At 47.3% G+C, this 14047-nt stretch carries 12 protein-coding genes; 3 read left to right on the forward strand and 9 right to left on the reverse strand.

Going from position 1 to position 14047, the window contains the following annotated elements:
* Positions 1-5: 5 nt before the first annotated feature.
* Together ACXAGR_RS06935 and ACXAGR_RS06940 are read right to left on the reverse strand one after the other, a co-directional pair.
* A complete protein-coding gene (locus ACXAGR_RS06935; protein ID WP_474848938.1) occupies positions 6-749 on the reverse strand; it encodes a CBM9 family sugar-binding protein in 744 nt (247 codons plus the stop codon).
* Between the two features lie 199 nt (positions 750-948).
* Positions 949-2235 carry an ammonium transporter gene (locus ACXAGR_RS06940; RefSeq protein ID WP_474843595.1) on the reverse strand — a complete coding sequence of 429 codons (1287 nt, stop codon included), beginning with the start codon at positions 2233-2235 and terminating at the stop codon, positions 949-951.
* Between the two features lie 20 nt (positions 2236-2255).
* On the opposite strand from ACXAGR_RS06940, the gene ACXAGR_RS06945 reads away from it, so the two are divergent.
* Positions 2256-2546 carry a hypothetical protein gene (locus ACXAGR_RS06945; protein ID WP_474843597.1) on the forward strand — a complete coding sequence of 97 codons (291 nt, stop codon included), beginning with the start codon at positions 2256-2258 and terminating at the stop codon, positions 2544-2546.
* A 10-nt stretch (positions 2547-2556) separates the two neighbouring features.
* On the opposite strand, the gene ACXAGR_RS06950 is transcribed toward ACXAGR_RS06945, so the two are convergent.
* Positions 2557-3153, reverse strand: coding sequence for a glutathione S-transferase family protein (locus ACXAGR_RS06950; protein ID WP_474843599.1), 597 nt, complete (start codon positions 3151-3153; stop codon positions 2557-2559).
* A gap of 112 nt (positions 3154-3265) precedes the next feature.
* Between ACXAGR_RS06950 and ACXAGR_RS06955 the strand changes: the two genes are divergently transcribed.
* Positions 3266-4186, forward strand: a complete 921-nt coding sequence (locus tag ACXAGR_RS06955) for a LysR family transcriptional regulator (RefSeq protein ID WP_474843601.1) — start codon at positions 3266-3268, stop codon at positions 4184-4186.
* 29 nt (positions 4187-4215) lie between these two features.
* Here ACXAGR_RS06955 and ACXAGR_RS06960 read toward each other — a convergent pair whose 3' ends face one another.
* The 4 genes from ACXAGR_RS06960 to ACXAGR_RS06975 form a co-directional block, all read right to left on the reverse strand.
* Positions 4216-8130 (reverse strand): ATP-binding protein, encoded by a 3915-nt coding sequence (locus tag ACXAGR_RS06960; protein ID WP_474848940.1) that lies wholly within the window; start codon positions 8128-8130, stop codon positions 4216-4218.
* Between the two features lie 276 nt (positions 8131-8406).
* A complete protein-coding gene (locus ACXAGR_RS06965) occupies positions 8407-8916 on the reverse strand; it encodes an HAD family hydrolase (RefSeq protein WP_474848942.1) in 510 nt (169 codons plus the stop codon).
* 84 nt (positions 8917-9000) lie between these two features.
* On the reverse strand, positions 9001-10257 hold the full coding sequence (locus tag ACXAGR_RS06970) for a Y-family DNA polymerase (protein WP_474848944.1): 1257 nt from the start codon (positions 10255-10257) through the stop codon (positions 9001-9003).
* Positions 10245-10661, reverse strand: coding sequence for a S24 family peptidase (locus ACXAGR_RS06975; RefSeq protein ID WP_119499814.1), 417 nt, complete (start codon positions 10659-10661; stop codon positions 10245-10247). The genes ACXAGR_RS06970 and ACXAGR_RS06975 overlap by 13 nt, the downstream gene beginning before the upstream one ends.
* 100 nt (positions 10662-10761) lie before the next feature.
* Between ACXAGR_RS06975 and ACXAGR_RS06980 the strand changes: the two genes are divergently transcribed.
* Positions 10762-11055, forward strand: a complete 294-nt coding sequence (locus ACXAGR_RS06980) for a YebG family protein (protein ID WP_119499813.1) — start codon at positions 10762-10764, stop codon at positions 11053-11055.
* Between the two features lie 7 nt (positions 11056-11062).
* On the opposite strand, the gene ACXAGR_RS06985 is transcribed toward ACXAGR_RS06980, so the two are convergent.
* On the reverse strand, positions 11063-12643 hold the full coding sequence (locus ACXAGR_RS06985; RefSeq protein ID WP_474848946.1) for a methyl-accepting chemotaxis protein: 1581 nt from the start codon (positions 12641-12643) through the stop codon (positions 11063-11065).
* 171 nt (positions 12644-12814) lie between these two features.
* Positions 12815-13840: a sensor histidine kinase gene (locus tag ACXAGR_RS06990; RefSeq protein ID WP_474843613.1), complete on the reverse strand. Its 1026-nt coding sequence runs from the start codon at positions 13838-13840 to the stop codon at positions 12815-12817.
* Positions 13841-14047 lie beyond the last annotated feature (207 nt).

The following is a 14047-nucleotide window of genomic DNA, read 5'->3' on the forward strand; positions in this document are numbered from 1 at the left end:
CCTGATTACTTCACCAGCGTAATTTTGCCAAACACCGAGGCATCAATGAAACCCAGGTTCTTATCACCGTTAACCGGCGTAATTTCATGAGAACCCACAAAGTGTTCACGCTCAGGGCTGCCGTCGTTATCGCAATAAGCCAGCATAAACCCCATTATCTTACCTTCTTCTAATGACAGCGGTTCGCCCGGCTTAGCGGTACTGAATGAATCATCATAAATATCAATCGCCACTTCCCAGGTAATGGTATACGGTGATGATTCATCGCGGTGCCACTCACTTTCCACATGATCGTTCAGCAACACCACGCCATTGCCATCATTTTCATCACCAAAGTCTGCAGCATTGCCATCCAGCGCAATATGATAGGCAAAGGCATTATAACTGTACTGGTGATTACCGCCTGATGCATCTTCGTCTATGAACACTTCCAGACAATCATCATCCCAGTATTTATCCTTTGGATCCGGATGGGTATCAATGAGAACATCATCCACAATTTCCACCAGCAGATAGAGCTTGCTTTCGTCCCATGCCAGTTTAAAACGACCGGAGAAATCCTCTTTAGATGGCATGCTTCCTACCATCAGATGCTCCAGCGGGTGCCATTGCGCTTCCTGCCACACAGCATCATCACCGGCACCATTTACAGTGACACCATTTTTGGCAAATGTGGCATCCATCGCCATGGCAATAGGAGAAAGTAAGCTGAAGCTTAACGCCCCCGCGGTGAGTAATTTTTTATACATACTGGTTCCTTGTGTGGAAAATACGCTTAACGTTACCGATAACATTCACAGAATTTTTACACGCTCCGCACAGAATGTGAACCCTGATCAGACGGTTTTATTCATTACGAATGAGCCGAATGATTGTAAGCAGCATTCTTTGTGAAGAAAAAACGCCGCGTGTCATAACGCGGCGTCTGTTCACAGCAAAGCAGCGGGATTACAGATTATATCCGCGCTCTTCGTGGCTTGAGATATCCAGGCCTTTCTGCTCGGTTTCCATATCCACACGCAGACCGTTAGTCATGGCAGATACCACTTTAAGCAGTAACCAGGATATCACGGCTGTGTAAGCAAATACCGCCACAATACCAATCACCTGCACGGTTAACTGCTCAGAAATACTGGTGTTGCCGCCACCGAAACCATAGCCACTGAACAGCCCTAAATCTGGTGAGCAGAAGATCCCGGCAAGGAACGTTCCCAGAATACCGCCAACACCGTGCACAGGGAAAACGTCAAGAGAATCGTCGATTTTCCATTTCTGTTTGATCAGGTTGGTGCAGTAGAAACAAATCACACCGGCAGATAAACCGATAACCAGACCGGCCGCAGGGCCAACAAACCCCGAAGCTGGCGTAATTGTACCCAGTCCGGCAACCATACCGGTGACAATACCCAGTACAGAAGGCTTACCGTATTTTTTCCATTCCAGTGTCATCCATGCCAGCGAACCTGCTGCCGCACTGATATGAGTCACCAGCATCGCCATTGCAGCATCACCGTTTGCAGCCACAGCACTGCCACCATTAAAGCCGAACCAGCCTACCCATAACATACCAGCGCCGCCGACGGTCATCGTCAGGTTATGAGGGATCATGGAAGCACTGCCGTAGCCGGTACGGTTTCCAATCACCAGTGCTGCCACCAGAGCCCCCACACCTGCAGTAATGTGGACGACGGTACCACCGGCAAAGTCCAGCAGTCCCATTTCAGCCAGCCAGCCGCCGCCCCATACCCAGTGACAAACTGGCAGATAAACCAGTACCAGCCACACCAGCGCAAATATCAGCACGGAAGAGAACTTCATACGCTCGGCAAAGCCGCCCACCATCAGCGCAGGTGTAATAACCGCAAATGTGAGCTGGAACATAAAAAATAATGCTTCAGGGATGGTGCCGGACAAACTGTCCTTCGTCACGCCATCTAAGAACATTTTTGAAAAGTCGCCGATGAAGCTGTTTCCTTCACCAAACGCCAGGCTGTAACCGGCAATCAGCCAGATAAGCGATGCGCCGCAGGCAATAGCAAAACATTGCATCAGTACCGACAGCACGTTTTTACTGCGTACCAGGCCAGCATAGAAGAAGGATAACCCCGGTAATGTCATAAACAGTACCAGTGCAGTTGAAGTGAGGATCCAGGCGGTATCGCCCGTATCGGCAGACGCCTGAGCAAATACCGGGCACGGCAAGAGTAAAGCAACAGCTGGAAGCCAGTTACGCATAATGTTGTCCTGATTTTTTAATGAGTTTGGATTTATCGCGCCTTTGTGGCGTCTTTTATTTCCATATCGTAGGTTGCAACCCCGTGCCGGATTACCGGATCGGAAACGCCTCCTTGTCGCGCTTATTGCTTTTATTTTTTGCGAGACGCATTTTTATCAAAAATATACCTGACCTTCGTATTAGTAAAAAGTCTAAATTAATGAATATTTATGCACTGTTAAGCAATTATTTATGGTTTGCTGTGTTTTCGTTCAATAATCAGGCAGGACATCAGAATATGATGCTGCACCTTCTGACAGGCGCAGCATGACAGCTGGGAATTATTCAACACCAGGCATAGGTTCAAACCCCGGCAATTCTTTGATACGTGCAATCCATCGGTTCACAGCAGGGTAATCTGATAAACTCACGCCACCTTCAGGGGCCAGCGCCACGTAAGGCATTACCGCGCAATCGGCTATTGTCGGACGCTCCAGCGCCAGCCAGTCGTGCACTGACAAACGCTGCTCAAGTAACATTAATATACGTTCAGAGGTACCCAGCGTGGTGACTTTATCCAGCGCATAACCAAATTTATCTACCAGCCGTGCGGCGTTCGGACCATGCTGTATTTCGTTCGACGCCACTGACAACCATTGCTGCACTTCTGCCATACCCTGAGCATCTGCCGGCAACCAGCTTTCAAGGTCGTGCTTGCGGGCGAGATAAATAAGGATGGCCTGAGCATCTCTGAGCGTAATATCGCCATCTGTCAGCACCGGAATTTCGCCCCAGGGGTTCAGGGCAAGCATGGCATCACTTTTGTGTTCACCATTAATGAAATCCACCGGCACAATATCCAGCTCAATGTTCGCCAGAGCCGCGAATAATCTCACTTTGTAACAGTTTCCTGATAATTCCAAATCATAAAGCTTCATGTATTTTCCACCACGTTGTTAACGATTTGTTTCACGTTAAACCGTATGCATATCGCAATAAAGATGCGATAGTTAATTTCAGTAAACCGTTTTTCGCACTAATAGAAGGGTTATGGACAAGTTTAAAGCCATGCAGGTGTTTGTGACCATCGCAGACAAGGGCAGCCTGACCGGGGCAGCAGAGCATCTGAACACATCTCTGACATCCGTAGTACGCACTCTGGCGGCCCTTGAAAATCATCTCGAAGTGCGGTTATTTCACCGCACTACACGCAGTATTGTCATTACTGATGAGGGGCGCGAATACTACACCCGCTGTCAGACAATACTGGCCGAAGTTACAGAAGCTGAGAGTCGCCTGACAGACCGGCAAACGGAACCTCAGGGAAAAGTCACAGTGACGGCACCGGTCACCTTCGGCAAACGCCATGTCATGCCTAAGATCAGCCAGTACCTGTCACGGTATCCGAAAATGCAGGTAGATTTGTTACTGCTGGACCGGCCGGTGGATATGCTCAGTGAAGGCGTGGACGTAGCGGTAAGGATAGGACGCATCGGTAATCATAATCTGGTTGCCAGACAACTGGGCACCATGCGCCATGTGCTTTGTGCCAGCCCTGTATTTCTGTCTGCTCACCAGTCAGTGTTGTCACCGGATTCACTCAACGGCTTGCCGGCAATTCATTTAAGCGTACTGGAAAGCCCGTCAGAGTGGATGTTCACAAAAGGCGGGAAGAGTCAGAAGATTGCCCTCAGCAGTCGTCTTACCACCAATCAGGTGGATGCAGCGTTAGAAGCTTGTGTCAGTGGCGTGGGATTTTGTCGTTTTTTGCACTATCAGGTAGCGGAACTGGTGCAGGCAGGCAAACTGGTTATCGTACTTCCGGATTATGAGCCTCACCCGCTGCCGGTACACTTACTCTATGCGCCGGTAAAGCTGCAAACGAAACGACTGCGGACGATGACGGACTGGCTGACAAGGCCGTTGCAACAGGATTTGATTCAAATAGCTGAATCCGGGGCAGAACGATAAAAAGACCGTGTGCGTAGCTTAGCCCGCTTCTACGCCTTTCGTTTGAAGTGATAGTGCTCTTTCTGATATTTCGACGGCGTTGTATGGTAAACGTCTTTGAAAGCCCTGCTGAAGTGGGAAGGTGAAGCAAACCCTGTATCGTAAGAAATCTGAGTGATTTGCATCCCCTCTTCCAGCATGCCTCTGGCCTTTTCAAGTCTGAATTCTCTGATCACGGCATTGAATGGCTTGTCAAAAGACGACAGGAACAAGCGCTGAAGATGCCTGTCACTGACCGCCATCATTTCAGCGAACACAGGTTTTGTGAAATCTTCATCTCCATAGTGTTTTTCCATTAATTCCAGTGCTTTAAAATAGAACCGCTGCCCCTGCTCATTTTCAAATTCGGGTAATTCGTCCTCTGGTTCTTCTGTGACATGTTCAGTCACCTCCGGCTCCACAGGTTGATAGCGTTCAAATAAATTACTTATTCTGGATAGCAACAGCGGTTTCTCTAACGGCTTGGTCATATAGCTGTCGGCACCGGCTTCAAGTGCCAGCCGTATACTTTTAGGATCGCCAAAGGCAGACATGAAAATTAGCGGCACTCTCGCCAGAGAGTCATCTCTGCGCAGGGCTTTTGCGAAAGCCAGACCATCCATATCCGGCATTTTATAGTCAGTCAGAACAAGGTCAGGCTTTGCTCTGGCAATGATATCCAGCGCTTCTTTGCCATTCGATGCCATCAGACAACGATAAACGCCTCCCAGTAAGTCCCGGATATAGGTGCGCAATTCCTCGTTATCATCCACTACCAGAATGACTTTTCCTTCACCCACCAGTTCACGATCGATGTTGTAATGACGTGCCGGGTTCTCTTTCACTTCCTTCGCTATGGCCTGCGACTTTGTTGTTGATCCCGTCATAGGCAAAAATACGGTAAAACAGGAACCGGCTCCGGGCTCAGATTCCACTTTAATATGCCCGCCGTTAGCAATAACAAGTTCCTTCACCAGCGCCAGCCCCACACCTGTACCTTCGGCTTCATTTTCCAGACGGGTGTAACGGTCGAAAATCTTATCCACCTGCTCTTCAGTCATGCCGGCTCCGTTGTCACTCACTTCGATGACCAGCTGCAACTGCCGCTGTTTTACCGATACGCCGATCTTTCCGCCTTCAGGTGTATATTTCACTGCGTTGGAGACCAGGTTACTGAGAATTTTTTCGAGACTGTCAGTGAATAACGTAATTCGCTTCTGGCCAGAGCACTGCCATGTTAATTGGTGTTTTTTCAGCGCCGCGTATGCTTTTAAGTCAAACATGATGCGGGGCATATCATGATCCAGCTCATAATGCTGGGGAGGCAGAGTCTTGATGTATTCCAGTTTTTCCAGTTCCAGCATCTGGTCAACCAGCACACTGATCCGGTCTGCATTTCGCGTAGCGAGCTCAACCCGCTCCACCGTTTTGTCTGAATCCGGCGCTTCCAGCACTTCCTTCAAGGGCCCGAGTATAAGCGTAAGTGGTGTACGGATTTCGTGTGACAAATTCGCCATGGCACGTTGTTTATTCCGCAGCATCCGCTGCATAAACTGGTTGGTATCCTGAATGACACTATTTTTCTCTTCCACCAGCGTTGTAAGCATAGCCCCCTGTTCATCAACCCGTTTCAAATAGCTTCTGTAAGCGAGATAAAGACCAATAATGACTATCAACAGATAGACCATCATTGCCTGCCACGTGCGCCACCACGGTGGAAGTACGTTCAATGGGATAGTAGTAACAGGTTGCTCTACATGGCTTCTGGGGTCGTGAATGCGGATCTTCAGCGAGTAACTATCGACAGGAAGCTCGCTTAAAGTAATTATTCTTTCTTCCGGAGCTAATTTGATCCAGTCGGAATCTCTGCCCGTCAATTTGTATTCGTAGCTGAGTAAACCTCTGGCAACATAATTTGTCGAAGGAAGACCAATTGTAAAACTGCCTTCTACAGTGGAGATCCCCTTTTCGCTACCCAGCATTTCCACAGAACTATCAGCAACTTCAATTTTAATCTTTGATGTATCGATGTTGTGCTTATTCTGACTGAGTTGCTTCAGATTTCCCAAAAAGCTATTTTTTTCAAGCAAATTGCTTTGCTTGTCACCCCTTACCAAGATGAAGTTCTTCGTAACCTCGATCCCGTCAAACTGAAAGTCTGAATCGGTAATTCCAAAGCTCTTTCCTATAAAAATGTTTTCTCCATGCTCTTTACCAATAGCGAATAATCCGTTGTTTGCAGCTACAAGCCAGTATTTATCCAAAGAAACAACATCACGAATGAATCCGGGGCCGGAATTTTTTATCCCGGCGTCGCCTGATATTAAATCTTTAAAGAGGAATCCGTTACCTGATGTACCGATCAGTAAACTTTCATTATCAGAATAAATAGATGTATATACCTGATATTGGTGAGATATTCCGAAGTCAATTTGCTTTATTCCGGAGTTACCTGCAATCTCGAAAATCCCCACTCCGTCAACGGTCAGGATTAAAGAATCATTTGTCGTTCTTCGTATATTTGAAATGAAATAAGGTAATACTTCTTTGTAGCCATGGCTGAGATTAAGCAACTTGTTCCCTTCTGAATCCTGAACCAGCGCGTAGATTATCCCGCCTACCTCAAATGCCTCTAAAACACTCTTAAAAACTACTTCGTCGATTTTTACTGATATGCCGGAAGGGGAATGGCTTTCAGTTACTTCTTTATCTAACGGATAAAGGTTAACTTCATCATCAAACAGATATACAGCCTCATGACCATAGAGCACCCTTCTTCCTTCAACCTGGAAAATAGTATTCTCCATTTCGCTATCTTCCGAAATGCTCGTAACAGCAACTTGAGAATTATTTCTTAAAAGCAGAGTATCTGAATTAGCCATGGATTCTACAGACATTACCTCCTGCCCGGTGAATGGCAGGTTCGTAGCGGAGATGGATGTGATTAAATCAGAAAGGACAACCAGGCCATGGGTTGTATCAACTGCAAATAAATTCCCATATCTGTCTTCAGCCATATCTGTGACTATAAGAAGTTCATTTTCAGCTTGCAAAAATTCGTGTGCTATCAGTTGTTCCTGTTTCAAATCCAGATAATATAAATTTTCTGCTGCCACCCATACCTTCTCATTCTGATCGATGAAAATTGAACGGACTGGTTGTGAATCCTCGTCGGGAATATTTCTGGAACTGACTAATCTCACACCTTTTGTCATCTTATTAAAAATAAGCACACCACTATCTGCGCCAATGTACAGGTGTTCTTCGTCAATGGTCAGTGTATGCAGTTTTTGAGAAGGCTCGATTGAGAGATTAAATTGTGCCCACGATTCGTTAGCAAAAGAATAGAAGAAAAGTCCTTCATCTCTGTCAATCCACCAAATTCCGTCTGATGAATCGTCAACTGCCAAATCAACGACCTGGTCACCAATGACAATTCCTTTACCCCTTAAATTTGAACTCTCCTGCATTGTCGCAATATCATAAATGTGGATGTTAGAGAGCGTACTAACGATGATTTTGTCGCGGCCGATATCTGTTTTCCAAAAACCTCTGTTCTTAATACCTGATGTGTTAACAGGCCTTACTTCGTTGCTACTTGTATCCATTAAGTACAAACCATTCCCATAAACACTTATAAGCAAATAGCGATTATTCAGGCGGTCGATATCAGTTACCCATGTCGATATTCCTGCACTATTTTTTGCCTTTGAGAATTTTAATAATTCTCCGGCCCTTATATCCATTAACCCATTCTCACCGCCGGTCCAGACACCGTCTTCCGATACAATTATCGCAGAGGGGATACCTATGGTCAGGTCAGGAGATTCGTAGGAATAGTCAAGTTCAGACTGGAAACCGGAGGCAATTACACTCAATGAGACATTTAATATACAAAATAGGACAAATACACCAAAAAACTTCATTTTGGACACTCCATGACCTTTTAAGACAATCCATTGTTTTGAAAAACGAGATAATCATCACGCTTTTAATGAGTTCTTATTTATATTAATCATAAACATGGAGAAGATTACAATGGAAATATTGTATAAAATTAACGCATCGGATGAGTTGGGTAATGCCGATATTTTGGAGGTAATCAGTGGAGGAACGTTACCGGAGACAAATACGATTGAGCAGACTTCGGCCGTAATACCAAAGGCTCCTCCTAAGTTACCTGTTTATCCTTCAAGTTTAGATTAAACCAACAACCACTGCATGCCCGCATTTTCTGCGGCTTGCTGATCGTAGATATAGTCTCCCACATAAAGGATATGTGCGGGGGCTATTTGCCATTGCCCGGCAATCATAAGTAGTGCCGTGGGATCGGGCTTGGCAGGGGCGCATTCGCGGGTGAGTACGGTTGAAATGGGGACTTGATTGTTGCTGATTTTAAGCGCTGTGGCCTGTTTGCAGTTGCGGGTAACAATGGCAGCGGGCAAATCAGCATTGATGACGGCATCTACCATGTATTTTCCTGCCGGCAACCATTTCGCATTCTCAGCATCGGCCATTTCGTGCTCCAGAATGACCTGATGTGCCGATGCTCTTGAGGTTTCATCAGGCAGGTTATCGATAAAGGTAAGAATATCTTCGCTGGCAGGGCAACCAATTTCCCGGCGCATTTGAGAAAAGTCGAGGACAGACTCCACCAGCGTACCGTCTAAATCAAATATCACTCCGCTGACATTCGTCAAATCTAACTTCATCTCTTTTCTCCCCTTTGTTGCCAGGCATTTGATACATCCCTAGTGTAGCGAACCATGTCGCTTTTGAATCTAACATTTATGTCATCAACACTGACATTGGGGTAAATGCCGCCAGTTAGTTGTGTACTGAGGAGACAAATACGCCCGCTTCATACGCCAGGGTTGATGGTCACCTTTCGCCGCGATGCCGATGGTACTGCTGCCGTATTTTCTGTTAATGGCGTCCATGCATGCCATCAGCTTTGTATTCCCTTCACTTTGTGCGAACAAATCCGGCTGTTTTACATCTTCATCCTGAATTTCAATTGCTCCCACGCCGCACTTATGAAACAACACGCCTTCTTTATATAATGAATCAGCTGCATTACCGGCGGCTTCTGACAGCATTCGCGTATCCGCCGTGGCAATGGCAAAACGGTGCTGTACAGCTTTATGATAATGTCCGCTGGCGGCAAAGGGGTTCGCATGGGCAAAAAGGGTAAGGGTTTTCACGGTACAATTTTGCTTCCTGAGCTTTTCAGCTACCCGCTCAGCATGCCAGCAAAGTGCCTGCCGTAAACTCTGATGGTCCATAACTGGGTGGCCAAAAGCGCGGGTAGCATAGATTTGCTGTTTTTTAGGACGATGACTTTCCCATTCAATGCAGGTAACGCCGTTAAGCTCCCGCACGGTACGTTCAATCTCTACAGAGAATTGCTTACGGATACTTTTAGGCGCTGCGCAGGCAAGCTCCCACGCAGAGCGCACACCACTGTTTTCCAGCTTTTCCGCGATACGCCGGCCAATCCCCCACACATCTTGCGGCGACATTTCCTGTAAGGTGCGCTGGATCTGTGTCTTTTCAGCAAGCACCGCAATGCCGGATTTATCTCCCAGTCTTTTACCCGCATGGCTGGCTACCTTCGCCAGCGTCGGCGTAAGCCCGAAACCCACTCCCACAGGCAGACGCAACTGCTGCCAGACAGCACGCCGGATGGTTTCACCGTAGGTGTGCCATCCTTCTGGTGGTTGCCAGTTATCAAAATACAAAAAGCACTCGTCGATAGAATACACATGCTGGTGAGGTGCAAAACCGCCAACAATATTCATCATCTGGTTGGACAAATAGTCGTACAGCTCATAGTTAGACGACCTGATCACTGCCCCTTTTTGTTCCAGCAGTTTCTGTACCTTGTAGTACGGGCCGAATTTCTTTACGCCGAGGGCTTTCGCCTTGTCGCACAATGCACAAATGCAGCCATCGTTGTTTGTCAGTACCACCACAGGTTTGTCACGGATAGCGGGGTCAAACACCTTTTCGGCGGACGCATAAAAGCCGTTGGCATCGACTAACGCAAACATTGTCTTAACTGCCTGGTATAGCGATGCATTCTGACAGAACGGACAACAATGCCTTCTTCTTCGAAGGTATCTCCCTCCCCCAACACGTAAGGCTGCTGGTGTTTGCCGGGCGATACCAGAACCATAGCTTTGCGATCGAACAGCTTACACACAAACACACCATTCAAATTGGCCACCACCACATCCAGCGAAGTGGGTGCAGCAGCGCGGTCGACAATGAGTAAATCACCATCAAAAATGCCCACGCCGGTCATCGACTCTCCCTGTGCCTGTCCAATAAATGTAGCAGTGGGATGGTCGATAAGCAGCTCGTCGAGATCAAGCCCGAGCTGACGGTATTCGGCAGCCGGGGACTCGAAGCCGGTGATACCAGCCTGTGCAATAACCGGAATAATTCTCAACATAGTACAAAAAACAGTTGCCTCAGATACTGTTTATTTATACAGTAATTACGAATCAGGTTAAAATTAAATTTCATTTTACGTTCGACATCGGAGAACCATCATGGCTATTACAGTGCAATATGTTGTTTCGCATAAAGGGGTAGAAAAGTTGGTCACTACAGACAAGAAGGAAGCTGATCAGTATGACAAAATGCTGGATGCGGCAGACAATCTGGCTGCTTACATCGGTGCGAAAGGTATCAAGCTGGAAGACGACGTGATTGAGAATCTGTCTGTCATGCTGGCAAAGAATAAAGATGCCGTAGGCAAATTGCTCAAAGGCGCTTCTGCTGATGACGTCCTCGACGCCGAATCAGCAGAAGTGGTAAAGCTACAGGCAAACAGTAAAAACTAAAAGCGGGTTACACTACATTCCGCTTATTGGTAAAGCGGGTGATAACCGAGTGTACTTCGTTAACGGTTTTACGCAGACGCTGGCTGGCATCTAATGATGATTCTGATGCCCGCTGGGTATCTTTGGCACCATCGGCAATTTCTACGACTTGCTGATTGATGTGTTCTGCCACAGAACTTTGCTGCTCTACAGCGGAGGCCATTTCGAAGGTTTGATCTGCAATAACACTCACGGCCTGATTAATGTCTGCCAGTGTTTTGCGGGTATCTTCAACAATGGCCGTGCCCTGCTCGGCTGATGCCATACCGTCATTGGATACTCTGACAGCACGTTCTGACCGCTCAGCCAGAACATGGATAATATTATGAATTTTATCTGTGGACTCTCTGGTTTTTGATGCCAGTGACCGTACTTCATCAGCAACTACAGCGAAGCCTCGTCCCTGCTCGCCGGCGCGGGCTGCTTCAATGGCGGCGTTCAGTGCCAGCAGGTTTGTCTGTTCAGCAATGGTCGATATTAAACTGGCAGCTTCACCAATATCATTCGTGGACTGCGCCAGTTCCTGCACAGTGACCGAAATAGAACTGACCGCTTCTTTAAGCGCCATGATGGCAGATAACGCCTCATCCGCCTTCTGATTACCGGCTTCCACATTCTTAGAAGCAGAACGGGCGCTGTCGGCGTTCATGTCAACCCGCTCTGATACACTTTGAATAGCCTGCGACATCTCGTTAACGGCTGAAGCAATGTTTTGCGTTGCCTCGTTTTGCTGCACGACAGCCGTACTGGTGATTTCGGCCTGTTGATGGGTGGTGTTGGCAATCGTATCCAACCCCCCGGCGGCATCCTGAATGCGGGCAAGAGCTGTGCGGCTGCGCGCAAGTTCGCATCCCAAAACCAGTTTGGCACGTGACCGGTTACCGAAGTCGGCAAAATAGGTTTGCGATACCACCGGATTCGAATAGCTGTCAGGAGAAATATCAATAAGCGCCTGCCAGTCACCTTTAATTTTAGAAGCCATCCAAAAACTACACAGCGCGAAACCTGCGGCAGCGATGACAGCAGGCAACACACCCGTTGTGGCGAATAAGGCCGCCACGGTAATAAGACCCATCACGATAAATGGCAGGTAATTCTTCATGTAGTGAACGGCCAGTTCACCGGCTGACGTACTGGACTTACCTTCACGTAGCCGCTCGTAACGGTATTCTGCACGGGCAATTTCGTCCGGCAAGGCCGGCACACGTACTGATTCATAACCCGTGATCTGAGAATTTTCAAAAACCGGGGTCACGAACGCCGAAACCCAGTAATGGTCTCCGTTTTTGCGCCGGTTTTTTACCAGTCCCATCCAGATATTGCCGGCAGACAAGGTATCCCACATTTCGCGGAACACACCGGGCGGCATGTCCGGATGGCGCACAATATTATGGTTTTTTCCAATCAGTTCATCATGGCTGAAGCCACTGACTTCAACGAACTCATCATTGCAGTGCGTGATCACACCACGTGTATCGGTAGATGAAATGAGCCGGTAGTGCTGAGGAATGTTGTAAAGCTTCTGGGTAACCGGTTGATTATTTCGCATATAATTGACTCACATCCCTGCGTTCTCAGAAATTGGTTAAGGGTCACATTAACCTTAGCCTATATTTAGACTTTCGAGTAATTGACCTATAAAAAAATAGAAGGAACGGAGTTTACAGCCCGGAACTGAGTTTGAAAAGTCAGCATTTACTAATGTAAATACATAGAGTTATCACTGCAGAGGGAAATTGAGGGTCACAGTGGTTCCGGAACCGGTATCGCTCTGAATATCTATCCAACCATTATGAGATTCCATCAAAGCCTGCGCCACAGAAAGGCCAAGGCCTGTGCCGCTGCCGGGAGGACGGGTAGTGAAGAAAGGCGTAAAAATTAATGGCATGTGCTCAGGCTTTATTCCTTCACCATTGTCTTTTATAAACACTTTAACTGCGCCAGGCAGATCAGCAACAGCGATACTGATTGTGCCGCCGGATACACAGGCATCAATTGCGTTTTCAACTACTGCCTCAAGCACCTGCCTGATCTGTTTCCTGTTAACCAGTACCTGCAAGCGGGAATCCGACGCATCGAAATTGAGAGAAACATTTGCAGGAATTCGCTTGATGATATCCTCCAGACCAAACTCAAGAAGATCGTCTACATCTTCCCAGTTACGTTCCACGGTAACCGGAGAAGAAAAAATCTGCAGTGAGGAAACAATTTCAGCAATACGGTTAGCGCCTTCCAGAGATGATTTTTGCATGTCTGAAAGCATTTCTCTCACATCCCGCAGTAAGTATTTCAACTCCATGTCTGCGGGTAATGTGGCTGCAGAGGTGCTGTCCTTATTTAACTCATCTTTAAGTTCATCCCAGGCATCGAACACATCCTTCAGCATATATTCCTGAATTTCACAGTTACTTTTGATAAAGCCGATGGGGTTATTAATTTCATGAGCAATACCCGCAGCAAGCTGACTAAGCAGTGTCATACGGTCCACCATGGCTATGCTGTCAGAGGAAGGCTTGGCTGATTGCTTAAATGTATCAGCCTCACTGTCAGGAAGTTGAGACAGCAACTGATGATATATAGCGCGGGTTTCGCTGAGAGCACGGCGCAGGTTTTGGTTTGCCAGATAGGCATCGCGGGAGTAATTATTGAGCATGTCTTCAGCCGCCGTACGCGCCAGCTGCTCACGACTCAATTTTCTCTGCAACAATGCAATTTGCTGCTGCAACTTCTGAATATCTGAACTCACATTAATCTCCGGCAGCCGGACGCCAAATCCGCACGATCAACGGATTTCACAGTCTGCTCTGAAATCATATACAAACCCTGAACTAAAGCATAGCTCCGGGTTGTCCAAACTACACGGCCTGAACCCCGAATTTATTCCAAAGTACACACCGGGATCACAATCAACCGCGAAAACATTTGTCCTCCGGTTTGATCCGGGGATCGCATT

The organism is Alteromonas sp. ABH4_457, from assembly GCF_056160625.1.

What these genes read in the sequence shown, in the direction of transcription:
- ACXAGR_RS06935 (WP_474848938.1), bottom strand. Translation starts at nt 749, where the DNA reads ATGTATAAAAAATTACTCACCGCGGGGGCGTTAAGCTTCAGCTTACTT.
- ACXAGR_RS06940 (WP_474843595.1), bottom strand. Translation starts at nt 2,235, where the DNA reads ATGCGTAACTGGCTTCCAGCTGTTGCTTTACTCTTGCCGTGCCCGGTA.
- ACXAGR_RS06945 (WP_474843597.1), top strand. Translation starts at nt 2,256, where the DNA reads ATGAGTTTGGATTTATCGCGCCTTTGTGGCGTCTTTTATTTCCATATC.
- ACXAGR_RS06950 (WP_474843599.1), bottom strand. Translation starts at nt 3,153, where the DNA reads ATGAAGCTTTATGATTTGGAATTATCAGGAAACTGTTACAAAGTGAGA.
- ACXAGR_RS06955 (WP_474843601.1), top strand. Translation starts at nt 3,266, where the DNA reads ATGGACAAGTTTAAAGCCATGCAGGTGTTTGTGACCATCGCAGACAAG.
- ACXAGR_RS06960 (WP_474848940.1), bottom strand. Translation starts at nt 8,130, where the DNA reads ATGAAGTTTTTTGGTGTATTTGTCCTATTTTGTATATTAAATGTCTCA.
- ACXAGR_RS06965 (WP_474848942.1), bottom strand. Translation starts at nt 8,916, where the DNA reads ATGAAGTTAGATTTGACGAATGTCAGCGGAGTGATATTTGATTTAGAC.
- ACXAGR_RS06970 (WP_474848944.1), bottom strand. Translation starts at nt 10,257, where the DNA reads ATGTTTGCGTTAGTCGATGCCAACGGCTTTTATGCGTCCGCCGAAAAG.
- ACXAGR_RS06975 (WP_119499814.1), bottom strand. Translation starts at nt 10,661, where the DNA reads ATGTTGAGAATTATTCCGGTTATTGCACAGGCTGGTATCACCGGCTTC.
- ACXAGR_RS06980 (WP_119499813.1), top strand. Translation starts at nt 10,762, where the DNA reads ATGGCTATTACAGTGCAATATGTTGTTTCGCATAAAGGGGTAGAAAAG.
- ACXAGR_RS06985 (WP_474848946.1), bottom strand. Translation starts at nt 12,643, where the DNA reads ATGCGAAATAATCAACCGGTTACCCAGAAGCTTTACAACATTCCTCAG.